This window comes from Clostridium sp. CM037, from assembly GCF_055081095.1.
On record NZ_CM143650.1, the window covers coordinates 3,733,544 to 3,757,934 of the forward strand.

A 24,391-nucleotide genomic window follows, 5' to 3' on the forward strand; every position below is an offset into this window, starting at 1 on the left:
AATTCTTAATACAATTCAATAAAACTTCAGATACTACTAGTGCAACCCTCAGACTTCATTATCTCTGTTTCATTAATGCTCTTTATGGTATTAAATATAATAATAAAGGCAAAAACTCTTATACATATATCTCCAATGCTCATAACGCTGTAACCCACATCAATTATATCTGTTAAAAATTTCAACTTAGTTACTTCACTCCCCATAATATGTATGTCATTGACTTTCATAAAAGAATCTGGTTTTGCATAACCAGTTAAGTATGCTAAAGTTGGAAATACTGGCATCTTCCCATTATTAGCTGCTATAGCAGTATTATTCAAAGCAGTTCCAATAAAAATAAATATTGACCCTATAATTGCACTAACATTAAGCTTATATTTAATAATCAAAATCAAAAACGTTAAAAGATAAAAGTAATGAAAAGTGCTAGCATACTTTATAAATGCATAATTACCATGAAATAGCATCACCTCTAAAATTACATATATTAGTACAAATGCTAATACAGGATATACTGCCCATGTCTTAAAAAGTGGCCTCACTTTGTACCCTTTTATTTTTGCAATAAAAAGAGCTAGAAGTATGGATTCAATCATATATATTCCTCACATTCAAAATCTCAATATTAAATCTATTTCTCTTTAAATTATACTATTTTTTCAACCAATCTTATAAATTCTTCCATGTTGTTTACAACATAATCGGGCTCATACTTAAGAATCATGTCCATAGGCAGTGCGCTCCACCCAACAACCACGGATGTAATTTTTGCATTTTTCGCACATAAAACATCAAATGAACTATCCCCCACAAAGATGGTCTCCTCTGGTTTCCCTTTCAATTCCTTTAAAGCCATAAGTGCTGGGGTAGGATCTGGCTTATGTTGGTCTGTATCGTCTGCCCCTATAATGCTTTCAAAATAATCCATTAATCCGAAATGTTTTAATCCTTTAATGGCCGAATCATTTAAACGGGAAGTTACGATTCCAAGATTATATCCTTGTCTATGGAGCTCTATTATTCCTTCCCTTACGCCCTTGTGGATTGTAATCAACTTTTCGAAGTTACCGGTTTGGAATCTACGATAGGTTTTAATGGCTTCTTCACTGTCATCACCAAATTCCCTATCTAATGTAATTTTTAAAATTTCTCCAAAGTTTTTAATAATCTCCTCTTTATCTACTTGCTTGTTCAAGTGCATTTTATAAGTATGCTGAAAAGATTGTATAATTAGTTCATTTGTATCTAACAAAGTCCCATCCAAATCAAACAAAATATTTCGAATTGCCATAAAAATCTCCCCCTTATCTACAATAACGGAGTTACTCCGCTAATTTCATTCTACCAAAATAACAAGCATTTTAAAAGAAAAATAAAACTATCTCTCCATATATTTGTATTAAAGTAAATTATATTTAAACGATAAAAAACCACTGAAATATATGTATATTTCAGTAGTTACCTTCGATAGCTTTCACTAAGTTTTTTGTTACTATTCTTCTCTGTATTCTAAAATATCTCCTGGCTGACACTGAAGCTCACTACATATAGCCTCAAGGGTAGAGAATCTTATTGCCTTTGCTTTATTGGTTTTTAATATAGACAAATTCGAATTTGTAATTCCCACTCTGTTTGCCAGTTCAGATAAAGAAATTTTTCTTTTGGCCATCATTACATCTAAATTCACTATTATTGCCATGTATTTCACCTCAATTTGTTTATATAACGCAAATATCTATACCGTAAAATCATTTTCTTCTTTAACTTCAATCGCCTGTTTAAAAACCTTAGAAAGAACTAATGTAAAACAACCTGCAAAGAAAAAAATTATAAACTCAATGTCTGTGTGAATCCCTTTAGCATCAATTTCTATTAACTTTAAATTTAAATATTGATTGTTAATAAAAAAATTGAGCACATAACAAGCAGCAATTATAAAACATGAAGCAGCAACAATTTTTAAACTTTCAACATTCTTCCATACAAAAGGGTTTGCTTTAACTAATGAATTCATAATGCACCTAAGATAATACATTATACAAAGTAATGCAAAACCACCTAGGACGAATAGAACGCAGGTGATAATATTTTTAAAGTTAAGTAAGTTTACTTGCTCAGTCACCAATGCTTTTCTAAGTATTAATAAATACACAATAAACCCTATAACAATTAAACCATCTAGCATTAACTTTAGTAGGGATGATAAAGAAGTTTTTCCATAATATTTCATAAAAATTCCCTCCATAACTTGTAATTTTATTTTTTTAAATTAAATGCTACTTTATATTAACAAGTAAGTATAAATCAATGTGATTAATTTCAACAATTTATGTTGTTTGCTTTTTATCTCCAGATTCTTAAATGATATAAAATTGTAATTTAACTTATATGAACTTTAAAACAATATTATCACATTAGTTTTTTTTTTACAATGCAAATTCACTGTTTATCAATGAATTTATATTGCAAAACACTAGTACCCTGCTATTATCGATAATAGATGGTATGAAGTCATTACTTCCAATTAAATTTAGCTATTTTCAATGTTTTCCTGTTTCGGTGGTAATATTTACGTTGAAATACATGGGTGTGATATAATAAAAAAGTTAGTGTGTATATTGGTGATCCCAATGTAATGATAGGGACAATGTACCTATCTGCAATAAATAAAAAAATGGAGAATCCTTGTATGTGGAGCATAAAAAAATATATATTCCTAACAATAATTGTAATAGAATTATAAGGAAAGAGATGATCAAATGATAAATGCAAATTTCAACGATTGTAAGTTAAGCAGTGAGTTATTAAAAGCAATTAACATGTTAAATTTCAAGAATTTCACAGAAGTCCAAAAGCAGGTTATACCAGCGGTACTCGCGCAAAAGGATGTAGTAGTAAAGTCCCAAACCGGAAGTGGGAAGACTGCCGCATATGCTATTCCTATTTGCCAATTAGTAGATTGGGAAGAAAATAAACCCCAAGCATTAGTGCTTACACCAACAAGAGAGCTTGCTATTCAAGTCAAAGAAGATATTTTTAATATAGGTAGATTTAAAAGACTTAAAGTATCTGCAATTTATGGAAAGTCTCCTTTCTATGATCAAAAAAAGGAACTTAAACAAAAAACACATGTAGTAGTTGGCACACCTGGTCGTATTATTGATCATTTAGAAAAAGGTACATTTGATACATCAAATGTAAAGTATCTTGTAATAGATGAAGCTGATGAAATGCTTAATATGGGATTTGTAGATCAGATAGAAACAATAATAGGTGGCTTATCAAAAGAACGTGTGACTATGTTATTGTCAGCCACAATGCCCAAAGACATAGAGACTTTATGTAACAACTACATGAAAGATCCTATATACATAGAAATAGAGGACCAGAATAAATTAAAAAGTAATATATGTCAAGAAAGATATAACGTAGACGAACTAGATAAAATAGACCTTTTAAGAGATATAACCATAGTAGAAAACCCTGATAGCTGTATAATATTCTGTAATACAAAACTAAAAGTAGATGCAGTTTATAATAAGCTGGTAAATCTCGAGTATACTTGTAAAAAAATACATGGTGGAATGGAACAAATTGATAGATTAAGAGTAATGAATGATTTTAAAAAAGGTTATTTTAGATATCTAGTGGCTACAGATGTTGCAGCTAGAGGCATAGACATAGATAGCATTAGCCTTGTAGTTAATTATAATATACCGGGCGACAAAGAAAGCTATGTCCATAGGATAGGAAGAACTGGACGCATAGGAAAGACAGGCCATGCAATTACCTTTGTAACCAGAAACGAAAGCAGATTTTTAAATGATATACATAAATATATTGGCAAAGAGATTATTTTAAACGAAAGACCTTCAACCGAAACCGTAAGTAATGCCAAAGAAGAATTTGCGAGAAAAATGAATACAAGACCTGAAGTTAAAGAAGCAAAAGGCGCCGAGCTAAGCAAAGAAATTATGAAATTACATATTAACGCAGGTAAGAAAACAAAGATGAGAGCAATGGATATTGTAGGTACACTTTGCAGTATTAACGGCATGACAAAAGATGATATAGGAATCATCAATATAATTGATATATCTACTTTTGTAGAAATATTAAATAATAAAGGTGAGTTGGTATTTAAGGAATTACAAGAAACACCTATCAAAGGTAGACTTCGCAGCGTAAGTAAAGTGATATATGAATAGAAAAGTAGCTATCAGTTAAGATGTTAGTAGTAGGGGTAAGGCTTCTTTTGTTCCCCTGCTACTAGTTTTTTTGTATAATAATTAACAACTTTGTTACTATTCTTATCTGTATTCTTAAACATCGCCCGGATGACAAATGATAAAGAGGTGTTTCCATAATATTCCATAAAGATCCCATCCATAACTAATTTCTTTAATAAGGTCCTGTATGCCACTTAAAAAATGAATCTACTTTTTATTTATTTTTTTGTTGTTCTTCTTTTTCTCTTCTTTCTTTTTCAACTTTTGGAAAAAAAATAAAATTAATATAAACAAATCCTATAATTAATATTCCAACAGTAACAATTACAATCATATCTTGAGAATTCATATCATTGCCTCCTTGTATTAGTATCTATAAATAATTTTTAATGTTTATTAATCAAAAAATAAAAAGGCGGGACTCAAATAAGAGTTTCCCGCCCTAGAAACAAAATTCTCGGAATCAAACTAAACTTCAGTTTGTCCAACCGCTAAAAAACATTAAAATATATTCTTCTATATAGTATATAATACTACATAGTTTAAATTAATTCAATTTCTAACTAAAAAATCCTTCCTTTGTAAAAAAGAATAAAATTTCTATGAATTTTCACTATTTAATTAAAAGCAATTTTCCATCATTTATTCCCCAAAGCTCGTCTTAACTGGATGTGACTTTTGGGGAATGGGATATTTTGAAGGTACAGTACATAAAAAGGCTTTTGAAAATAGTCATACCGTTGTATTTATTTTTGACGATGATAAGCTAATCGGTTTTGGTCGTGCAATTTCAGACGGAATTTGCCAAGCCACAATTTATGATATAGCAGTATTACCTAAATATCAAGGTAAAAAAATAGGTTCAACAATTGTTGATAGCATATTAAAACGTATCCCTCAATGTACTTTCATATTATATGCTTCACCTGGTAAAGAAATTTTTTACGAAAAACTTAGTTCACTTAAGAAATAAAGTAATACTTGGATGTTTAGCTTATGGTGGATATCTATAACACTATATCTCTTTTCTTTATAACCAATGAACTTATTAAAGAAAATACTATTATATATATAACAGCAGTTATTGCAAATAAAAATATACTGTGTGGTCCGCTCTTATTTATGTAGGGCGCAGCATACATTCCTCCACCTGGCATAAAGTAAATTACATCCTCTTGTAAGGTTATAAACATCATACTAAGTACAACAATTCCTATTCCTAAACCAATCATTGCACCACTATTATTAATAATCAATGCGAATAAACTTATCATAGCAGAGAAAGACAGTAAAGGAAGTATTACAACTCCATAACATTTAATATTGTAGACAAGATTTTTTAAAATATCCTCTTTCCCACCTAACCCAAGTGTAATAGAGCCTATAATATAGCTAAAAATAAAACTAATAGCCATAAATATTAATGCATATAAAGCTATAAATAAAAGCTTTCCAATTATAAAATCACTTTTCTTTATGGTTGTCATTAAAGAAAATTTCATAGTTCCAAGGCTATAGTCCTCTGTTAAAACTTCTGCTATAACCAGCACCATAAACATTGGCACTATAGGTTTCATCACCATACCATCTAAAGTTGCTATCACAAAATTATTTGCATTAATTCTAGGACCCTTTGCTGCACCCATGAGGATTATACTAAAAATCAATAAAGCACACAGTAAATAAAACTTTTTACCACTAACCATTTTTATTATCTCATTCTTAAAAACCTTAAGCATATTTTCCATCTCCTTCCATTAGATTTAAAAAGTAATCCTCCAAAGAGTTTTCCTTGCAGCAAATATTTTCAATATTTATTTCATTGGAAACTAGTAATTTATTTACATTCTGAAAATTACCCTTTGTAAGCCTAATTCTTATACCATTTTCAAATTTCTTAATCTTCATTGAAATGTCCATGTCTGTGAGAAGCCTTGCAGTCTTTTCCTCTTCTTTTGTATGAATTTCGATTATTTCCTCGTCGGTATTTAATAGTTCTTCTACATAACCTTGAACCCTTAGACAACCTTTTTCTATAATTCCTATCCTGTTGCATACAGCTTGAATTTCACTCAATATATGAGATGATATCAGGACGGTTACTCCATACTGTTTTGATAAATCATGTATTAATTTTCTTATGTCTTTTATGCCCTGAGGATCTAATCCATTGGTTGGTTCATCTAGTATAACTATATTGGGATTGTTTAAAAAAGCTCTTGCAATTCCAAGTCTCTGTTTCATACCTAAGGAATATTTTGAAACCTTTTTATTTGCAGCTTCAGTCATATCTACCATCTCAAGAACTTCCCTCACCCTCTCCTTTGGAAGTTCATAAAGATTAGCCATTAGAAGAAGGTTTTTGTAACCTGATAATCCGCCGTAAAAGCTTGGTGATTCTACCATGGCGCCTATTCTTTCAATAGCCTTTTCTCTTTGGATATGAACATCATACCCATTTATAATTACCTTGCCTGATGTAGGCTTTATAAGGCCCATAATACTCTTTATAGTTGTGCTTTTCCCCGCTCCATTTGGTCCAAGAAATCCGTAAACATCTCCCTCATATACTGCAATGCTTAGATTATTCACTGCTTTCCTTCCATTATATTTTTTAGTTAAACCCTCAGTTTCTAATAAATATTTTTGCGTCATATATAATCAGCTCCTTCATTTCGGTTTTATAATTATATATTACCAAGCTTTTGGTCCTATATTATCCAAGTCTTCCTAAGTGACATTTAATTGTTCATAAAAAAACTTACTTTTACGCTGAGGCTTAAAAAACTAACGGTTATGAAAACTATATAAAATCTCCAGTGCAATAAAAAAACATCCACATAGGATGCTTTTTAAATATATTTTATCCATAATTCTTGAACAAACATGTTACCTTCTATGCTTGTATTTAAGAATGCATTATGATATTTTTTATCTATAATCTGTTTTACGCTATATAAACCTAGCCCTCGTCTTTTCCCATTTGTGGAATAGCCTTCTTCATATATCTTATGAATCTTAGGTTTCTGTCCAAAAAAATTATTTTCAATAACTATGGTCACGTAGTTATCTTTGTTTACTAAGCAAACATAAAGCTTAGGATATTCACATTTTTGTGCAGCTTCAATAGCATTATCTATCAATATTCCTAGCATTCTGCATAAATCCATTATATTCATAGCTATATTCTTTATATCTTCAACTATTTCCACTTTTATATCAATATTAAGTCCTGCTGCCTTTATTAGCTTTGTAGATAGTATTGCTTTCACTCCATCCACCTTAATATATTTTAACTTATCAATATTGCTATTACTCCACTTTATATCCTTATCCATATCAATAACATTATCATAAAAAAATTCTCTTAATCCTTCTATATCAGCCTTATCTATGTATTCTTTAAGTGGTGTCAGCATATTCATATAATCGTGCTTAAATCTTCTGGTTTCTCCGTACATTTCTTCTATCATATTAGAATATTCCGCTATTCCTTGCTTTTCCTTAGTCTCTCTTTTAAGTTTAACCCTATATTCTAAACTTTTGTCGTAGTTATACACAATTAAGGTTATAAGAATAATAGCTATTAAAGGCAATACCGCTGGTATAAAGTTACCAGTAATAAAATGTATCTTATCATTATCTATTGCGTTAGCTGTTAAAAGAGGTAAAATTCCACATATCATTAAAGTTAAGGGTATACTAGTAATTAATATCATTCTAAATCTTAATTGATCTGCTGTAAGCTCCTTATAACCTTTTTTTCTTTTTACAATACTCCTTATTATGAAAAAACTTAAAATAACCACTGGCAACAATATAAGAAATTCTAAAAAGCTATATTTAAGTGGTATGTTTTGTGAATTTTTGCCTGAAAAAGTATATGCAAAAATGTATAGCGTATGTAGTAAATAAACCACATAAATTGTTATCAATGCTTTTATATTGCTTTTATTGTTTCTTAGCTGAAAAATAGTAATTATACAAAATACGGGAAGGATGATTAGATAAGAACCAGTACTAATAACTATTCCTATTATGATAGAAATAAAAAAATATTTCCTTATTTCTTCTTTCCCTATAAACTCGTTATTCAAAATATATATAGAAATGCAACATAAAATGCTCATAAGTAAGGCAGGTATAATCATATAAGTAAAAAATACCATTATAAAAGTTTCAAAGCTCATGTTAAGAGCCCCCTCATGTACCTAAAGGAAACATAGCATTCCTCTCCGTTTTCCATTACTATTTTATTATTTTTCTTGTCCACTTCTTTAATTTTATCCTTATTAACAATATAAGATTTATGACACCTGTAAAAGTTTGGAGTGAGTTTTTCTTGAATATCTTTTAAATTACCATAAAAGGCAAATTGCCTATCTTCTTCATGAACACAGATCTTATGAGCTACTCCTGTAGTTTCAATAAATAAGATATCATAAAGCTTTATATTTATTATTCTCGCTTCATCTTTTATGGATATGTGTCCCTTTTTATTTCCCGATTTATAATAAGCGTTATAAGCCTTTAAAATGCAGCTATTAACCCTATGTTTAAAATCTTCCTCGTCCTTTATTACATAATCCATAGCCTCCACCTTATATTTAAATGCCAAATAGCTCATCTCTAAATGAGTAGTAACAAATATGATAAAGCCTAAGGGATCCATTTCCCGTATCGTCTCACCTAGCCTTATGCCATTTATATTGTTTTTCAAATCTACATCTAAAAAGTATATACCTGTAGTTTGATTTTTTTGCACATAGCTTATCACTTCTTCAGGATTAGCTGTGCAAACTGCTACTTCGAGGTTCAGCTCTTCTCTCAAAATAGTATTTTCTATAAGATTCTTTAGCTTTTCCTTATGGACCGCATTATCTTCACAAATTATTACCTTAATCATAATATTTCTCCTTCTTGGCAGAGCTCATTATATTTTAGGTGGTAATATTTACTTATATCATACATCATCGCTTTTATCTTTATTATATCATAATTAACTTGAATTAAAGGAAATCCCTTCAGCTATAAACTACAACATATATGCACCAATGCATGTTAAATTATCTCCTATGGAGCTGCACAGCTTCAAGGAAGATGCATTAACGACTTCGGTGGATATGTAAATATAGTGCCACCCACGCGGAAAATAACAAGTGTGTAGCACTATCTCCTATTGTTATAATCCTAAAAACCAAGTAGCCAGTGTAAAGTACACCATCAATGCTACAGCATCCACTATTGTGGTTATTAGTGGACTTGCCATTACGGCTGGATCCAGTTTAAGCTTTTTTGCAACTATAGGCAAGATTCCTCCTATTACCGTTGCTAATAATATAGTTATAAACATAGTAATACAAACCGTAATCGCAATAAAAAATTCTACTTTTTCAAAATAAAATATTCTCAAAAAGTTAAATAAGGCTAGAACAATTCCAACAACGAAACTTACCCTAAACTCTTTAAATATAACTTTGAGTATATCCTTTAATTTTATTTCACCAAGTGCCAATCCTCTAATAACTAGCGTTGAAGATTGTGAACCAGCATTACCAGCAGTATCCATAAGCATAGGAATAAATGCTGCCAAAATTACTACAGATTGAATAACATCATCAAATTTTTTTATAATGTTACCTGTAAATGTTGCAGATATCATTAATACGAGAAGCCATACCATTCTATGTTTTGCATGATTCCACACGCTGGTTTTTAAGTATTCCTCCTCTGATGGAGCCATTGCAGCCATTTTTTGAAAATCTTCTGTATTTTCTTGATCTATAATATCAACTATATCATCTATTGTTATAATGCCTACTAATTTTTTCTCATTGTCAGTTACCGGAATTGATAACAAATCGTATTTTTTAAATAATCCAGCAATGTTTTCTTGATCATCCATTGTATTAACATAAATAACTGCTGTCTTCATAATATCTTTTATAAGTACAGTAGACTCACTTAAAATAAGTTTTCTTATAGATACAATTCCTTGTAAATATCTATTCTTTCCAATAACATAACAAGTATTTATTGTCTCTTTATCTGTTCCAACTTTTTTAATATGACTTATTGCTTCTTCTACTGTTATTTCTTTTTTTAAATCAACGTACTCCACAGTCATTATACTTCCAGCTGAACTTTCAGGATACTTTAATAATTGATTTATTATTTTTCTTCTTTTTTCATCTGTATTTGTTAATACCCTATCAACTACATTGGCTGGAAGTTCTTCTAAAAAGTCGACTGTATCATCTATAAATAAATCATCAATAATACTTGAAACCTCTTTATCCGTTAAGGCATCTATTACAAAAACCCTTTGTTCATGTTCCATATACGCAAACACATCCGCCGCTATATCTTTAGGAAGTAATCTAAATACCTTTACAACACTTTCTTTATTCAGCTCTTCAAATAATGCTGCTATATCAACTACATTTTTTCTTTCAAGCTCTCGTCTTGCTTCAATAAACTTATTTTCATCTATAAGCTGTAATACTTTTTTCATTATAGTCACCTCCAAAACAATAAAAAACCCCGTCAAACCTAACTACATAGTGATAGTATCCTTCTTTTAATTGCATGTCAATATTTTGTAAGAGTGTATTCTCATTATCATCATAGCAACTGAATTTTATGCTAAACATAAAACAATTAGTTAATATAACTTGCTTTTTATAATAAACTATGATAACATAAGAATTGACTTAAATGAATAGTAATTAATGTAGCACATATATATTTCAATTGGTACTTTTAAATATAGTATTTTAATATCGAAATTTTATTAGTGAGCTATTACAAAGCATTTAAGAAAATAAAATTTCGGAGGTATACATTATATGAATGGTACAGTTAAATGGTTTAATGGAGAAAAAGGATTTGGTTTTATTACAGGAGAAGACGGAGTAGATGTTTTCGCACATTTTTCTCAAATAAATTCAGATGGTTACAAATCACTTGATGAAGGTCAAAGAGTTTCTTTTGACATCGTTAAAGGACCTAAAGGACCACAAGCAGAAAACATTTCAGTATTATAATTAAAAAAAGACCATTAAATAGTTATACTATTTAATGGTCTTTTTTTATTTGTATGATTTACAACGTACGCATTTGTAGCTTAGAAAAGTGTTAACCATTACATTTGTTACTTATGCTTTCTTCCCACCAACCAAAAGCTATCCTACCTTCTGTTAAAACTCCTGGTGTTTCTGGATTTGATAGAAATATTAAGAAATTACCACCTTCGCCAATAATTATTTTACCATTTTCACTTTCCACCAATGTTGTTTCAGGCTGGGCACGTCTTACAAAGGCTTTGATTCCACCAGTTGGCTCACCTATAACATTAGATGCGTATTCTAGTTTCACCTTTGCTCTAGGTTGTGGTTTGACACTTAAATTTGTAGGCGTTACAAGTGCATACTTAACATCTGACTCAGGAGGAGTTGCGTTAAACCAAAACTGTGCACGGAAAGCTGACTCTGCAACATCAGTTACAGTCCAAACATTCACATGTAAAATAACACCTGAATTAATTGGATTGTATAATCTTGCCCAGGCACTTGTACCTTTTCCAAATACTAAGTAAGTAAACCAAGGGAACTTCACCCTTAGTTTCTCTCAGAACCGTACGTGAACCTCTCAGCTCATACGGCTCCCATCATTCAGTCGTTGGTAATATTCCCATTTTCCAGTGTGCAAACAAATTTCTATCTCTTTTCGCAATACTTCCCAACCAATATTCTGCCCTTCGTTTATGTTTTCGTTTCTTATACTTTCTTCGAACCCATTTTACTAAAGCATTATTGATATATCTTAATACTGAATACATTTCCGTTTTATAGAAATGTGTATAATAGTTAATCCACCCCTGTATCTTTTTATTAAACATACTTGATATATCCCACAAGTCTTTATCTACCTTCAACTGTACTCTCCAACTTCTTACTTCTTTCCTAATTCTTTTCTTTGCATTATCTGCTATCGCTGGTAAGAAACTTGTAAAATACTTTCCATATTTACTTTTTGCGCCTCTAGGCTTAAATGTATACCCTAGGAAGTCAAATGATATATTTGGATAATCTCCCTTTCTATCATCATCTTTACAGTATACAATCTTTGTTTTATCAAGGTTCAGTTGCAATCCGTATTCTTCGAACCTTTCTTGCAACCGTCTTTGTAGATATTTAGCCTGTTTTAGGGATACACAGTGTGCTATTCCATCATCTGCGTATCTTGCCCACGGAATTGTTTTGAATTCTTTTGTTATAAAATCATCAAACACATAATGTAAAAACAGATTCGCAAGTACTGGACTTATGACACCCCCTTGCGGGGTTCCAGAAATTCTTGGCACTAGTTTTCCCGTTTCCATTTGAAATGGTGCAGTTAACCACCTTTGAATATATAGAATAATCCATTCTTCATTTGTATGTTTCTTTACCATTTTAATTAAAATGTCATGTTTGATATTATCAAATAGTCCCTTTATATCAAATTCAAGGACCCAATCTTTCCTCCAACACCTTTTTCTTGTAACATCAAGTGCCTGTATTGCAGATTTATTAGGTCTATATCCGTAGGAATCCTCATAAAACATAGTCTCTACTTCTGGTTCAAAGTATAGTTTAACTAGCATTTGTGCAATTCTATCCTCAACAGTCGGTATCCCTAGTAATCTAGTTCCTCCACTTTTCTTTGGAATTGCAACTGCTTTTACAGGTTGGGGAAAGTAACTTCCTGATGACATCCTATTCCAGATTTTATATAGATTATTTTTCAAGTTCTTTTCAAAATCTTCAATTGACTGTCCATCAACTCCATATGTTCCCTTGTTTGCTTTCACCTTTTCGTAAGCTGTAACTACAGCTCTTTTAGAAATATTAAACGGCTTTGTTTCCATCATAAGCTCCTCCTCCTTTTCAAAGTTGACTTATTTCTGAAACTGAATAACTTGAAGTCCTTCGCTCCACTTCCATTACAGAAGTTTCTTCACTACTACGACCCAATCTGCCCCTATGCTTGCATCGATACTCTTTTCTCACAGTTCTTCTGCTTGAAATACTCTCTTAACATCAAGCCGTAGGTTCCCACGTTCCATACAAATGCCCATACTAAAGTCATGCCACCTTTATGCCGCCCACCGCCTAGCCAGTAAACAGGTTTCCTCTAGGCTTATCCCAAGTTAACGACTACCCCCTGGTTTTGATGGAGTCTCTACGCTTTCGACATTTTCGTAAGTGATTCACATGCTCGTTCATCTCTTTAGTACATACTTGACAGATTTACCTCTGCCTTTTCCTTAACGCTAAGCACCATAACTTTTGATTACAGCACCTTAAGGTAGTTTGAAATCTCCACCTGCATGGCGATTTCGGAGGACATTCCTCCATCATCTGTATAGCACAGCTATATTAATCAACTCTTGCGAGTTGATTACCACGCTTTCGTGGCGCACAATCATCAGCATACCCAATAAAATATTGTCCACGCATAGATTCGTACAGCTCTATAGGAATATCAACAGTTTTCGAAAGTGTTTCGTATCTATCTTTACAATTTTTTTGATTCATTAAATTACCACCTCACTACATTATATGTGCACTCTCGGAAACTCTTAAGGTACTGCTAACTCTTGATTCATTTTGCTCAAAAATCAACTTCACCTCAAAAATTCGTGGTGCCTCATATTGTACGAATAACCTAGAAAATTTAAGCTATTCGTATTACTTTTAATCTTTTTTACTTAAACATTGTGAAATAAGACTTGACAGCTAGTAAAAATTCGCAAAATTAAATATGTATATTTTTTTACATTATTTCATTTGCGAGGAGTGTTTTTATGTTAACTGTTAAGGTTTCTCATTCTCAATATCAATATTTTCTTGAAACATTTTTAGAAAAATTCTATATTCAAACCAATCAACAAATCACTTTGTTTGAGCGTAGTTCACAAATAACTAAAATCTGGTCTACCGACCTAACCGGAATTGTCCCTCTAATAGAAAGTACTTACTCTAAATCTAATCAAGGGGCTCCGCCCAAAGATGCGGTAGCATTACTCAGGTCACTTATTATCATGGCTTATTGTAAAGAAACTAGTATATCATCTTGGGTAAAAACATTACGTTCAGACCCTTTCTATTCAATTTTATCTGGCTTTATACCCGCTTGCTATTCAGACTCTAAAGCCGAAGGCATACATGTTGACCGAATTCCTGGTGTAGGTACTTTTTATGATTTTATGGATAGGCTGATTCATAAGGATAAGATCCTTAATAAATCCAAACTGCGTAAAATTAAACGTAAACCACGTAAAAAACAAAAGAAAAACCAAAAGATGAATAACTCCAAGTCTGGTGTAGTTGACCGTTTAGTTAAAAGAATCTTAAAATATGATAATTCAAAGCTCCTTGACAGAAGCGAATCCAAAATGAACAACATACTTAAAGAATTATTTGTTATTCCTTCTTTATCAATGGGTATTTTGGGCGATCCTTCTAAACTAAATATTGCTGGCGACGGAACCTGTATGCCAACACAGGCTTCGCCTTACGGTAAAAAAGTTTGTGATTGCAAACTTAAACCAGGAGAACATTGTGACTGTTATCGAAAGTTTACCGACCCCAGTGCTAGCTGGGGTTGGGATAGCTTTAATGAACATTATTACTATGGTCATACCTATCACGGATTTACTGCCTGTGATAGCTTTTACAGCCTACCTATCCATATTAAATTTGTTAGCGCGGCACGCCATGATGCTGTTACTGGCGTTTATGCACTTAAAGAACTTGTGGATTTATATCCTGAAATTAAATTTCATTCTGTAGCCTTAGATTCTGCTTATGATGCTAATGCTTTTTATCTTTTATGCATGCATTATGGAATAAATCCTATTATTGATTTAAATTCACGTTCTTCAAAACCTTCATCAAATAGTGAATTTGTTAAACTTGATAAGAATGCTATTCCACACGGAACTGTTTGTGGACATCAGCTTCGTAATTGGGGAATTATTAGTAAACAATATAGACATAAATGGTTATTCCCAGTTCAATGTGAAAACTGTGAAAAATGTCCTATGAAAAGCAATAAATCTTATTACACTAAAACATTAGACAACCCAAGGTATTTCACTCCAATATTAAGAGGTTCAAAACAATGGAAATCTCTTTATAAAAGACGTTCAACTACTGAAAGATGTTGGGATAGAATAAATAACAATTTTCATGCTGAAGATGCAATTATTTATTCTGTTGGGTGTAGAATAACAAGGGTATTTCTTGGTGCATTTTGCTGTTTCATAGATGCTTGGGCATCAGAAAGATTAATAGCCCTTGCCGATATTTTCCCAACTCTTAAAAATATAGCTGCGTAATTTAAAATAAATTTCAATTCAATAACCAGCCTACGGCTTTTTTAAAATAGTGTATAAAAAAGTCTTTTTGTCATGTCCGTAATTAATTCAAATATAACTTTTCATTCAAATAAGCACTTTTAATACTTAAATATGGAAATTGTTAATTATTGTTTTCCGACTATACTATTATATTTGCAATATTAAAATATCGTGACATGATAAGTTTTCAGAACAAAATCTCCCTACGGTCGAGTATTAAAGTGATGCTCCACAAATAGTGTGGCATCACCTCTTAATTATCATATCTGAACCACATTCTATACACAAAACAATAGGACTACCACTTTTCTTGTCATATTCTTCAGGCGTATAACATTCAAACGCAACAAAGTCAGGCACTTCTTCTTCAAACCCACATTTTTTACATTTAAAAAGTATCATTTTATCACGTTCTTGTGGTCGAAATGGTATGCTATCCTCATTCACTTTACCTTTAAAAATTCTTTTAATACGTTCCCATATCATATATATACCCATACTTTCTATGCCATATTTGCCACAATTCCATTAGCTGGCCGCATTTTAAACACTTTCTCGGATCTTTGGAAAAATTAATAATCATTAATTCTCTATAAGTCATTTTTCTTGTTTCCTTTTTCCAATTTATTTTTAGTGTGAACTGAATTGCCTTAAGACCACTTTTTATGTATTGCAAAAGACCAAAACACTTCCGAACTTTTACACTTATACTGCCTGAATATACTCCGTATAGTCTAACCATCTTGAAATATTTAGGGGTAATATGCATTAATAATCTACCTACGAATACTTGCGCTGTAACTGTTTCTTCTACTCTCTCATTGGTTTCATGACTCTTATACCAAAACGTTACATTTTTCTCATCATAACTAAGTATTCTATATTCTGCTATCGCAGGCCTTGCTAAGTATCTGCCTATATATCTTGCTGCACCTCTTGCACTTTTCATTCTTGATTTTGCATTTATATAGAATCCATCAGGATAATCTTTAAACATTTTTAAGTATTCTGCGTTCTTCTCTGGCTTTTTACTTATCATATAATTTATTAATTTAAACTGCCAAACTTTTCTGAAATATTTGTAGTCAAGGTATTCCATCTCCTTAACTTCATTGCCTTTTGTTTTTATTTCTGGAACCAATGCATGGACATGTGGATTAAAACCTACATTCCTTCCAAATGTATGCACTACTCCTATCATTCCACTTTGCCAAAGTACTCCTCCTTTTTTACCCCTTTTCTTTTTCTGATACTCTTCTCTATTTTTATAGTTTACACCATTCGCAAACTCGTTTATAGCCTCATATACCATGTCTTGTAAATCTTTTAAGCACTCCCTATTCCAGTAAAAATAATTCCTATATTCAGCTGGTATTGTGAATACACAATGTCTATGCGGTACATCTAAAATCTTGTTTACTTGTTTTTCTACCCATTCACTTATGTACTTTTTCCCACATTTACTGCAAAATCTACTTTTGCATGTAAACCCTATTTTAAATACTTCTAAACATTTTAAGCATATATACGCAACAAAACCTAATGAAATATCTCCACATCCTATCATTTTCATTACTTCGATATTCATATGTTCTCTCATCTTTTCAGGATACTTTTCTTTATTCAATTTCCAAAACTCTGGATAATTATCTTCAAATATTTGTTTTATAGTAATCTTATTTATTTTCATGATTTAATCATCTCATATTTATCTGATTTTTTCTATCTATTTTTTAGCTAGAATGTTATCCACAGCGGTTTCCGCAAGCTGTTTCCTATATAATAAAAAAAAGTAGTAAGAGTCACTCTTACTACTTTTTGAATGTTTGTTTTAATAATCTAAAACATCAATGTATTTGGCATTTACTGCTGGTATTTCTTGAGGTGAAAATGATGCCTATACCTTTACAAGTAATATCCCAAACATAATTATGCATAAAGATACCCTATGGAGCAGACTTTTTTTACTTGTCTACTCTATAGGGTATTTAAAAATTTCATTTATCATTATTATTTTATTTATACTACTTCATTATCTAAGTTTGCTCCACTAAATTGACTATTATAAAGATCTGCATAGAAGCCATTCTTAGCAAGAAGTTCATTATGGTTACCCATCTCAATAATACTTCCTTTATTCATAACTAATATTAACTCTGCATCTTTAATTGTAGAAAGTCTATGTGCAATTACAAAACTTGTTCTATTTTGCATAAGTTCTGTCATAGCTTTTTGTATATAAACTTCTGTTCTTGAATCAACGCTACTTGTAGCTTCATCAAGTATCATAATAGTTGGATTTGCAAGTATTGCCCTAGCTATAGTAAGAAGTTGTTTTTGACCCTGTGATATATTTGAAGCTTCTTCATTTAGTATTGTATTATATCCATCAGGAAGAGTCTTAATAAAGTGATGCGCATGAGCTGCTCTTGCTGCCTCTATAGCTTCTTCATTAGTTGCTCCATCTTTACCATACGCAATATTCTCCATTATAGTACCATTAAAGAGCCACGTATCCTGAAGTACCATCCCAAACATATTACGTAGTTCTCCACGCTTTATATCTCTTATGTCCACTCCATCAACTGTAATTGAACCTGCATCTATCTCATAGAACCTCATAAGCAAGTTAACAAGTGTAGTTTTACCAGCACCTGTTGGTCCAACTATTGCAATTGTATGACCTCGTTTTACATCAAGGTTCATATTCTTAATAAGAGGTTCATCTGATTTATAGCTAAAGTCAACATTTTCAAACTTAACTTCGCCCTTCGGAATCTCAATTACCTTAGAATTATTAGTTTCTACAATCTCCTCAACTTCATCAAGTAATTCAAAAATACGTTCAGCTGAAGCTACCGTTGATTGAATAATATTTGCAATATTTGCAGTTTGAACTATTGGTTGAGTAAACTGACTAGAATATTGAATAAAGGCTTGTATATTACCTATAGTAATTTTCCCTTGGGTTGCTAAATATCCACCAACAACGCAGACTACTACATAACCTATATTACTAACAAATCTCATCATAGGCATTATAACCCCTGATATAAACTGAGCTTTCCAACCTGCATTGTATAACCTATCATTAATATTTCTAAACTCTTCAATAGAATCCTTCTCATGTCCAAATGATTTAACTATTTTGTGTCCAGTATACATTTCTTCAACATGGCCATTAAGTGCTCCAATTTCTTTTTGCTGAGCAGCAAAATATTTTTGAGATCGTTTTGCAACAAACGCTGTCACAACAATATATAGTGGCAAAGTTAAAATAACCACAAGTGTAAGTAACGGGCTTATTGTGAGCATCATAATGATAATACCCATAATCGTAACAATAGCTGTAATAAGCTGTGTAAGACTTTGTTGAAGCGTTGTTGAAATATTATCAACATCATTTGTTACACGACTTAATATCTCACCATGAGTTCTTGCATCAAAAAATTTAAGTGGTAGCCGTGAAAGCTTATCTTCAACTTCTTTTCGCAAGTTATATACAGTTTTCTGTGCAACACCAGCCATTATATATTGTTGAAGAAACGCAAAAACTGTACTTACTAAATATAATGCAATTAATAAAATAATAATATTTCTAATATATGTGAAATCTATCTTTCCACCATTTACATTCATTATTTTAGAAATTCCAGTTTTAATTTGAGCGAGGCCCTCAATTACTTTGGGACTCTTTGCAGCTGCTGGATCAGACTTTATTAAATCTGCTATTTTGCCCTGCTGAGCATGTAGTTGAAGTAGAGCAAATTTATTCATTATACCTTGAACTAATCTATCTATAGCTTCTCCTGAGATCTTAGGCCCAACTATTGTAAAGATAGTACTTATGATCGCAAATATAAAAACTAGAATAAAATTAGTTCTCTGAGGCTTTAAATAACTTAAAAGCCTTTTTAATGTGCCTTTGAAGTCTTTGGCTTTTACTATAGGCCCTGCGAAGGATCCCATTGGTCCACCACCTTGGCGTCCCGAACCTCCGCCTGATTTGTTATTCTTGTTGTTTTCACTCATGATAATTCCTCCTCTGAAAGCTGTGAAGATACAATCTCATGATATACCTTACAACTAGTTAAAAGTTCCTTGTGAGTTCCCATTCCTGCAATTTTACCATCATCTATTACTATAATTCTATCCGCATCCATAACTGTTGCAACTCTTTGGGCAATAATTATTACTGTAGATTTTGCTGTTTCTTTTTTAAGTGCTGCACGTAGTTTTGCATCAGTTTTAAAATCAAGTGCTGAAAAACTATCATCAAAAATATATATTCCAGGTTTTCTAACTAAGGCACGCGCTATAGAAAGTCGTTGCTTTTGTCCACCGGAAACATTCGTTCCTCCTTGGGCAATAAGATGGTCATATCCTTCTTTCATTCCATTAACAAAGTCTGTAGCTTGTGCTACCGTAGCTGCATGCTGAATTTCTTCAATAGTAGCATTATCCTTGCCATATTTAATATTCTCAGCAATGGTTCCAGAAAAGAGTACAGTATTTTGAGGAACGAAACCAATCTTAGACCTTAGAGCTTCCTGACTCATTTCGCGTACATCCACTCCATCAACCAATACCTGGCCACTAGTTGCATCATAAAAACGCGGTATTAAGTTTATAAGAGTTGATTTACCAGAACCTGTACCACCAATAATTGCTGTTGTTTCACCAGGCTTTGCACTAAAGGTTATATTACTAATGGCTGGTTGATCCGCACCTGGGTAGCTAAATGTTACATCCTTAAACTCAACGTATCCACTTTGTTTATCAGCTAACTTAATAATCTTTGGATCAATAATTTCAGATTCCATTTCTAATACTTCATTTATTCTTATTGCAGATGCTTGCGCTCTTGGTATCATTATAAATACCATAGCAAGCATTAAGAATCCCATTAAAATTTGCATTCCATATTGTATAAATGCTATTAATGAACCAACTTCCATGCTTCCAGCATCTATTCTTTTAGCACCGAACCAAATAATAGCAACCGTTGTGACATTCATAATTAACATCATTACTGGCAATAAAAACGCCATAATTTTATTCACTTTTACAGCATTATTCATAAGATCAATGTTAGCATCATCAAATCTATTCTTTTCAGTATCTATACGGTTAAATGCACGTACAACCCTAATACCAGTAAGTCCTTCACGTAATACAAGATTTAATTTGTCTATCTTCACTTGCATTAATTTAAATAATGGCATAGCGAATTTAAGAGTTACTCCAATAATAATCCCAAGAAGCGGAACTACAACTGCAAAAATCCAGGTTAGTGATGCATCCTCTCTTAAAGCCATAACAACACCACCTAGGGCGGTTAAAGGGGCAAAAAGCATAATAGAAAAAATCATTACTGTTGCCGTTTGAACCTGAGTAACGTCATTTGTAGTCCTTGTTATAAGGGTGGCAGTACCTACCTTATCAAACTCATGAAGCGAAAATCCTTCGACTTTAGCAAACAATTTATTACGAATAATCCTACCAAGTCCTACAGCAGTTCTTGACGATAGGAATGCAGCTACAACTGAGCATATAACACCGCCTGCTGAGATTAATAGCATAAGTCCACCTATTCTAATAATATAATCAATTCCTTTATAAGTTCCACTAAATCCTAAAAATGAAATAGTTTGAACTACATCCTTGTGTACTATACCTTTATCAACTATATCAGCCATTAATGTTGGCAAATATAGGTTTGCAAGTACTTGAGTAAAAATCAATATAACTATTAGCACTATTTGCAATGTGTATTCTTTTAAAAATCTAAATAATTTAATCAAAAGTATCATCTCCATTCATTTGTTATTGCATTATTTTTATTGGTCATTTAAAAGCTTCTTAAGTGTATCTAAGCCTTCAAATATTTTATGAAGTTCTTCTGTACTTCCCTTACTCATTATATCTGCAATGTTTTTTTCAAATTGGTTATGAAAGTTTTTATGCATCTCTTTAAAGTTTGGTGACATACTTACGTAGACTACCCTCTTATCCACATCGCTTCTTTCTCTTACTACCATTTCCTGCTTTTCAAGCCTATCAATAATTCCAGAGACTGTACTATTTGATAAACAAAGCTCATTGCTAAGTTCTGTTATCTTAAGTTTCTTTTTTTTACTTAAAAGCCCCAAAACCATACCTTGAGGCGCAGAAATACCTGTATCACAAAGAACTTTACTCATATTATGTTTAAATAGCTGCATAACCTCTTGAAAAAGTCTTGCAACTTCTAAGCTTTCATTTATTTTTTTCACTTAATTACCCCCTTAAATGTATTTCGTCTACTAATATTTCGTATCCGTATATTTAGCTTACGAATTATATTATAATCCCATATATATTTTATGTCAATACATTTTCACATACCCTTAAATTGGATATGATTGATTTATGATAATGTCTTACTATACCACATTTGATTATGTCCCAAATATGAAAACATTGTATAATAAACCTCATGACTAGAAATGAGGTGCCGATAATGAGAAAGGTGAATTTAACTATGGAAGAAATAGATAAGTACTCTACTATAAAAAAATTAGTAGAAACAGATGGAAATAAAAAGCGAGCAGCTATAGCTCTCAATTGTTCAGTTAGGCATATTAACAGAATGGTTAAGGGATATAAAGAAAGTGGAAAGGAATTCTTTATTCATGGTAATCGAGGGCGGAAGCCCTCACATGCCCTCACTGTTAATACAAAGCAGTTAATCCTGGATTTATACCGTACCAAATACTCTGAAGCCAATTTTACTCACTTTTCTGAATTACTAAAAAAACATCACAATATAACGGTTTCTACTAGCACTATTCACTCTATCCTTATACAGGATTTCATCCTGTCCCCTAAGGCGAAGCGTGCTACAAGAAAAAGGATCAAGGCAGAATTAAAAGAACTACAAAAAACAACTAATTCTATTAAAGAAATTGCTGAAATTCAAAGTTCCATAATTGCTGCCGAGGATGCACATCCTAGACGTCCAAGATGTGCTTATACAGGTGAAATGCTTCAAATGGATGCTTCGGTACATCTTTGGTTCGGTAATGAAAAAAGTCAGTTGCATATCGCTGTAGATGATGCCACTGGCGCTATTATGGGGGCTTATTTCGATCCACAGGAAACTTTAAACGGATACTATCATGTACTACACCAAGTGCTTACTGACTATGGTATTCCCTACATGTTATTCACTGATAGACGTACTGTATTTGAATATAAACAAAAAAAATCCCCTTCAGTTGAAGAGGACACATTTACACAGTTTAGCTATGCGTGTAAACAATTGGGTATAGAAATTAGAACCAGTAGTGTTGCACAAGCCAAGGGACGCGTAGAAAGAATGTTTCAGACGTTACAATCACGCCTCCCCTTGGAAATGCGACTAGCTGGTATAAACACAATTGAGCAAGCAAACGAATTCTTAAACTCCTACATAAAAGAATTCAATGCTCAGTTTGCATTACCTGTTGATGATATCAAATCTGTCTTTGAAATGCAACCAGATAATGAAAAAATCAACTTAACTCTTGCCGTATTGACTAGTAGGAAGGTAGATAACGGAAGCTGTATCAAATTTAAAAAGAATTACTATTTACCTATAGATTCCAATGGTCATCCTGTACATTATCGCAAAGGAACATCTGGAATGGTAATTCAGGCATTTAGTGACGAGATTTTCTTGTGTGTAGATGAAAAGGTTTATGCGCTAGATTTATTACCAGGGCATAAACTTTCCTCTAAGAACTTTGATTTAGTTGTTCCAAATGACCAACCTAGAAAACGCTACATACCACCAATGAGTCATCCTTGGAAACAAGATTCTTTTGAGCGGTATCTAAATAAACAGGCTCACCGCAGCGATAATGTAGCATAGGAACACTAAAAATCTGTTCATTTTAGATCTTTGAAAAAGACAATCTTCTAAGGTTTATTAAGTGAACCCAAAACATATCTCAATAATAGATTAAGAAACTGGCCAATGGAAGCAAAAGCTAATAAAATCAAATTGACAAAAATAACTGGATTCCCATTCACTAGCTACGCTAATATAAATGGAAGGATTCTTGCATACCCTCAAAAACAATTTTTCAGTTTTAATGACATTTCAGAAGGAGATGCTTTAATGCATCAAAAATTATAAGCCTACGGCTAAAAGATATTTAGGAAAGATTTTAGGAGAAATTTCAAAGTAACTAAATAATCTTATATCCAGTTTGCACAACATGCATTAGGTAATCAAAATCAATGTAAAAGCACCAGAAAAACTGGTGCTAATGTTTTAAATATTTTGGGACATTTTCAAAAATGCTTGACATACATTTTCACATACCCTTAAATTGGACTTTAGGATATTTTACCTTTGCCAAGCCCTAGAGTTTAAGTTATAATTTTATAAATAATGGAGGTGTGTTTATGAATGTTGATTTTTCTAATATTAATCTGAATACCATTATTATGGTTGCATTAGCTATATTACTTGCTTATCTTGGTATTGCAGTATTTAAAATAATTGGAAGGATATTAAGCATTACACTCGGTGTCTTCCTTTTAATATATGTCCTTAAACAAATAGGTATTGCAATACCTGTATTAACTGATTTTCTTAGCTATCTTTTACAGGTGATAAATCCAATTATCGATAATATAAGACATTTAGTTACTTCTGTAAATTTTAAATAGGCATATAATTCAGTTAGGTTTTTTATGTTTCATAGTGAAATAAAAAAAGCGA

24 protein-coding genes, 1 pseudogene and 1 other annotated feature are annotated in these 24,391 nt (G+C 31.9%); of the genes and pseudogenes, 7 read left to right on the forward strand and 18 right to left on the reverse strand.

Features of this window, described 5'->3' with window-relative positions; all coding sequences use genetic code 11:
• Positions 1-26: 26 nt before the first annotated feature.
• The 4 genes from ACWJKP_RS17890 to ACWJKP_RS17905 form a co-directional block, all read right to left on the reverse strand.
• Entirely contained in the window at positions 27-599 is a 573-nt protein-coding gene (locus ACWJKP_RS17890; protein WP_165413296.1) for a DUF5317 family protein, read from the reverse strand.
• 50 nt (positions 600-649) lie between these two features.
• Positions 650-1,294, reverse strand: coding sequence for a pyrophosphatase PpaX (gene ppaX, locus ACWJKP_RS17895; RefSeq protein WP_165413295.1), 645 nt, complete (start codon positions 1,292-1,294; stop codon positions 650-652).
• A 201-nt stretch (positions 1,295-1,495) separates the two neighbouring features.
• Positions 1,496-1,702 (reverse strand): helix-turn-helix domain-containing protein, encoded by a 207-nt coding sequence (locus ACWJKP_RS17900; RefSeq protein WP_165413294.1) that lies wholly within the window; start codon positions 1,700-1,702, stop codon positions 1,496-1,498.
• Positions 1,703-1,738: 36 nt separating this feature from the next.
• Positions 1,739-2,233, reverse strand: coding sequence for a DUF2975 domain-containing protein (locus ACWJKP_RS17905; RefSeq protein WP_165413293.1), 495 nt, complete (start codon positions 2,231-2,233; stop codon positions 1,739-1,741).
• A gap of 529 nt (positions 2,234-2,762) precedes the next feature.
• Between ACWJKP_RS17905 and ACWJKP_RS17910 the strand changes: the two genes are divergently transcribed.
• The gene (locus ACWJKP_RS17910; protein WP_165413292.1) at positions 2,763-4,211 is read left to right on the forward strand and encodes a DEAD/DEAH box helicase; all 1,449 of its coding nucleotides are present in this window, start codon (positions 2,763-2,765) and stop codon (positions 4,209-4,211) included.
• A 235-nt stretch (positions 4,212-4,446) separates the two neighbouring features.
• Here ACWJKP_RS17910 and ACWJKP_RS17915 read toward each other — a convergent pair whose 3' ends face one another.
• Entirely contained in the window at positions 4,447-4,581 is a 135-nt protein-coding gene (locus ACWJKP_RS17915; RefSeq protein WP_258280576.1) for a hypothetical protein, read from the reverse strand.
• A gap of 82 nt (positions 4,582-4,663) precedes the next feature.
• Positions 4,664-4,722 (reverse strand) — a sequence feature (sodium ion sensor (DUF1646 type); this cis-regulatory element may regulate processes involved in with the transportation of sodium ions).
• Between the two features lie 192 nt (positions 4,723-4,914).
• Here ACWJKP_RS17915 and ACWJKP_RS17920 point away from each other — a divergent pair.
• Positions 4,915-5,199: pseudogene (locus ACWJKP_RS17920) on the forward strand (GNAT family N-acetyltransferase); the annotation flags it as partial.
• Positions 5,200-5,239: 40 nt separating this feature from the next.
• On the opposite strand, the gene ACWJKP_RS17925 reads toward ACWJKP_RS17920, so the two are convergent.
• The 5 genes from ACWJKP_RS17925 to mgtE form a co-directional block, all read right to left on the reverse strand.
• Positions 5,240-5,971, reverse strand: coding sequence for an ABC transporter permease (locus ACWJKP_RS17925; protein ID WP_165413290.1), 732 nt, complete (start codon positions 5,969-5,971; stop codon positions 5,240-5,242).
• Positions 5,964-6,887, reverse strand: coding sequence for an ABC transporter ATP-binding protein (locus tag ACWJKP_RS17930; protein WP_165413289.1), 924 nt, complete (start codon positions 6,885-6,887; stop codon positions 5,964-5,966). The genes ACWJKP_RS17925 and ACWJKP_RS17930 overlap by 8 nt, the downstream gene beginning before the upstream one ends.
• 197 nt (positions 6,888-7,084) lie before the next feature.
• Positions 7,085-8,422, reverse strand: a complete 1,338-nt coding sequence (locus ACWJKP_RS17935) for a sensor histidine kinase (protein ID WP_165413288.1) — start codon at positions 8,420-8,422, stop codon at positions 7,085-7,087.
• Entirely contained in the window at positions 8,419-9,138 is a 720-nt protein-coding gene (locus ACWJKP_RS17940) for a LytR/AlgR family response regulator transcription factor (RefSeq protein WP_165413287.1), read from the reverse strand. Before ACWJKP_RS17940 ends, ACWJKP_RS17935 begins: the two co-directional genes overlap by 4 nt.
• Before the next feature lie 276 nt (positions 9,139-9,414).
• A complete protein-coding gene (gene mgtE, locus ACWJKP_RS17945) occupies positions 9,415-10,746 on the reverse strand; it encodes a magnesium transporter (RefSeq protein ID WP_165413286.1) in 1,332 nt (443 codons plus the stop codon).
• A 334-nt stretch (positions 10,747-11,080) separates the two neighbouring features.
• Between mgtE and ACWJKP_RS17950 the strand changes: the two genes are divergently transcribed.
• A complete protein-coding gene (locus ACWJKP_RS17950; protein ID WP_165413285.1) occupies positions 11,081-11,278 on the forward strand; it encodes a cold shock domain-containing protein in 198 nt (65 codons plus the stop codon).
• 91 nt (positions 11,279-11,369) lie between these two features.
• On the opposite strand, the gene ACWJKP_RS17955 is transcribed toward ACWJKP_RS17950, so the two are convergent.
• The 3 genes from ACWJKP_RS17955 to ACWJKP_RS17965 all read right to left on the reverse strand — a co-directional run bounded on the left by ACWJKP_RS17955 (position 11,370) and on the right by ACWJKP_RS17965 (position 13,813).
• A complete protein-coding gene (locus ACWJKP_RS17955; RefSeq protein WP_165413284.1) occupies positions 11,370-11,849 on the reverse strand; it encodes a DUF6143 family protein in 480 nt (159 codons plus the stop codon).
• A gap of 52 nt (positions 11,850-11,901) precedes the next feature.
• The gene (gene ltrA / locus ACWJKP_RS17960; RefSeq protein WP_224578743.1) at positions 11,902-13,146 is read right to left on the reverse strand and encodes a group II intron reverse transcriptase/maturase; all 1,245 of its coding nucleotides are present in this window, start codon (positions 13,144-13,146) and stop codon (positions 11,902-11,904) included.
• Positions 13,147-13,654: 508 nt separating this feature from the next.
• On the reverse strand, positions 13,655-13,813 hold the full coding sequence (locus ACWJKP_RS17965) for a hypothetical protein (protein ID WP_165415072.1): 159 nt from the start codon (positions 13,811-13,813) through the stop codon (positions 13,655-13,657).
• Between the two features lie 269 nt (positions 13,814-14,082).
• Between ACWJKP_RS17965 and ACWJKP_RS17970 the strand changes: the two genes are divergently transcribed.
• Positions 14,083-15,618, forward strand: a complete 1,536-nt coding sequence (locus ACWJKP_RS17970) for a transposase (protein WP_224578784.1) — start codon at positions 14,083-14,085, stop codon at positions 15,616-15,618.
• Between the two features lie 267 nt (positions 15,619-15,885).
• Here ACWJKP_RS17970 and ACWJKP_RS17975 read toward each other — a convergent pair whose 3' ends face one another.
• The 5 genes from ACWJKP_RS17975 to ACWJKP_RS17995 form a co-directional block, all read right to left on the reverse strand.
• Entirely contained in the window at positions 15,886-16,125 is a 240-nt protein-coding gene (locus tag ACWJKP_RS17975; protein ID WP_165415064.1) for a hypothetical protein, read from the reverse strand.
• Positions 16,106-17,329 (reverse strand): IS91 family transposase, encoded by a 1,224-nt coding sequence (locus ACWJKP_RS17980; protein WP_165415065.1) that lies wholly within the window; start codon positions 17,327-17,329, stop codon positions 16,106-16,108. Before ACWJKP_RS17980 ends, ACWJKP_RS17975 begins: the two co-directional genes overlap by 20 nt.
• Before the next feature lie 329 nt (positions 17,330-17,658).
• Entirely contained in the window at positions 17,659-19,671 is a 2,013-nt protein-coding gene (locus ACWJKP_RS17985) for an ABC transporter ATP-binding protein (RefSeq protein ID WP_165414965.1), read from the reverse strand.
• Positions 19,668-21,443, reverse strand: a complete 1,776-nt coding sequence (locus tag ACWJKP_RS17990; RefSeq protein WP_165414964.1) for an ABC transporter ATP-binding protein — start codon at positions 21,441-21,443, stop codon at positions 19,668-19,670. Before ACWJKP_RS17990 ends, ACWJKP_RS17985 begins: the two co-directional genes overlap by 4 nt.
• Before the next feature lie 36 nt (positions 21,444-21,479).
• Entirely contained in the window at positions 21,480-21,914 is a 435-nt protein-coding gene (locus ACWJKP_RS17995; RefSeq protein ID WP_165414963.1) for a MarR family winged helix-turn-helix transcriptional regulator, read from the reverse strand.
• A 248-nt stretch (positions 21,915-22,162) separates the two neighbouring features.
• Here ACWJKP_RS17995 and ACWJKP_RS18000 point away from each other — a divergent pair, with 248 nt between their 5' ends.
• From ACWJKP_RS18000 to ACWJKP_RS18010, 3 genes are all read left to right on the forward strand, one after another.
• Entirely contained in the window at positions 22,163-23,533 is a 1,371-nt protein-coding gene (locus ACWJKP_RS18000) for an ISNCY family transposase (RefSeq protein WP_462961669.1), read from the forward strand.
• A 105-nt stretch (positions 23,534-23,638) separates the two neighbouring features.
• Complete coding sequence (locus ACWJKP_RS18005; RefSeq protein ID WP_165415094.1) at positions 23,639-23,800, forward strand: hypothetical protein; 162 nt, start codon at positions 23,639-23,641, stop codon at positions 23,798-23,800.
• A 272-nt stretch (positions 23,801-24,072) separates the two neighbouring features.
• Complete coding sequence (locus tag ACWJKP_RS18010) at positions 24,073-24,339, forward strand: hypothetical protein (RefSeq protein WP_165415082.1); 267 nt, start codon at positions 24,073-24,075, stop codon at positions 24,337-24,339.
• Positions 24,340-24,391: the final 52 nt, after the last annotated feature.

Coding starts and splice junctions, on each gene's coding strand:
- ACWJKP_RS17965 (WP_165415072.1), bottom strand. CDS start 13,813: ATGAATCAAAAAAATTGTAAAGATAGATACGAAACACTTTCGAAAACT.
- ACWJKP_RS17985 (WP_165414965.1), bottom strand. CDS start 19,671: ATGAGTGAAAACAACAAGAATAACAAATCAGGCGGAGGTTCGGGACGC.
- ACWJKP_RS17935 (WP_165413288.1), bottom strand. CDS start 8,422: ATGAGCTTTGAAACTTTTATAATGGTATTTTTTACTTATATGATTATA.
- ACWJKP_RS18005 (WP_165415094.1), top strand. CDS start 23,639: ATGGAAGCAAAAGCTAATAAAATCAAATTGACAAAAATAACTGGATTC.
- ppaX (WP_165413295.1), bottom strand. CDS start 1,294: ATGGCAATTCGAAATATTTTGTTTGATTTGGATGGGACTTTGTTAGAT.
- ACWJKP_RS17950 (WP_165413285.1), top strand. CDS start 11,081: ATGAATGGTACAGTTAAATGGTTTAATGGAGAAAAAGGATTTGGTTTT.
- ACWJKP_RS17930 (WP_165413289.1), bottom strand. CDS start 6,887: ATGACGCAAAAATATTTATTAGAAACTGAGGGTTTAACTAAAAAATAT.
- ACWJKP_RS17915 (WP_258280576.1), bottom strand. CDS start 4,581: ATGAATTCTCAAGATATGATTGTAATTGTTACTGTTGGAATATTAATT.
- mgtE (WP_165413286.1), bottom strand. CDS start 10,746: ATGAAAAAAGTATTACAGCTTATAGATGAAAATAAGTTTATTGAAGCA.
- ACWJKP_RS17905 (WP_165413293.1), bottom strand. CDS start 2,233: ATGAAATATTATGGAAAAACTTCTTTATCATCCCTACTAAAGTTAATG.
- ACWJKP_RS17970 (WP_224578784.1), top strand. CDS start 14,083: ATGTTAACTGTTAAGGTTTCTCATTCTCAATATCAATATTTTCTTGAA.
- ACWJKP_RS17890 (WP_165413296.1), bottom strand. CDS start 599: ATGATTGAATCCATACTTCTAGCTCTTTTTATTGCAAAAATAAAAGGG.
- ltrA (WP_224578743.1), bottom strand. CDS start 13,146: ATGATGGAAACAAAGCCGTTTAATATTTCTAAAAGAGCTGTAGTTACA.
- ACWJKP_RS18000 (WP_462961669.1), top strand. CDS start 22,163: ATGGAAGAAATAGATAAGTACTCTACTATAAAAAAATTAGTAGAAACA.
- ACWJKP_RS18010 (WP_165415082.1), top strand. CDS start 24,073: ATGAATGTTGATTTTTCTAATATTAATCTGAATACCATTATTATGGTT.
- ACWJKP_RS17910 (WP_165413292.1), top strand. CDS start 2,763: ATGATAAATGCAAATTTCAACGATTGTAAGTTAAGCAGTGAGTTATTA.
- ACWJKP_RS17925 (WP_165413290.1), bottom strand. CDS start 5,971: ATGCTTAAGGTTTTTAAGAATGAGATAATAAAAATGGTTAGTGGTAAA.
- ACWJKP_RS17940 (WP_165413287.1), bottom strand. CDS start 9,138: ATGATTAAGGTAATAATTTGTGAAGATAATGCGGTCCATAAGGAAAAG.
- ACWJKP_RS17980 (WP_165415065.1), bottom strand. CDS start 17,329: ATGAAAATAAATAAGATTACTATAAAACAAATATTTGAAGATAATTAT.
- ACWJKP_RS17975 (WP_165415064.1), bottom strand. CDS start 16,125: ATGATATGGGAACGTATTAAAAGAATTTTTAAAGGTAAAGTGAATGAG.
- ACWJKP_RS17900 (WP_165413294.1), bottom strand. CDS start 1,702: ATGGCAATAATAGTGAATTTAGATGTAATGATGGCCAAAAGAAAAATT.